The 248-nt window shown below is 63.3% G+C and carries 1 protein-coding gene; it reads right to left on the bottom strand.

Annotated features, from left to right (window positions below):
* A partial coding sequence (locus tag SB754_RS22055) for a hypothetical protein (protein ID WP_410784432.1) occupies window positions 1–248 on the bottom strand: 248 nt, incomplete at both ends.

Raw genomic sequence — 248 nt, forward strand, 5'->3', positions numbered from 1 at the left:
CGTTCGGGACGGACAGTTCATACTCGCCCGACTCCATGAACGGCGTCAGTGTCGCCCGGTTGTCCTTCACGTTGGCCGTGACCCACGCGTGTTCAATGTCGACCATTCGCGACCGGTCGCAAAGATAGGCGCGCATCGACTCCGGAATCCACGCCAGTACGCGCACCACGTCCGGCAGACGTTCGCCGTTGTGCGCAATGCGCTTGACCGCGTACACCATCGTCTCGACGGGCACATCGACCGCACCG

This window comes from Leifsonia sp. SIMBA_070 (assembly GCF_046534635.1).
Lineage (GTDB): Bacteria > Actinomycetota > Actinomycetes > Actinomycetales > Microbacteriaceae > Leifsonia.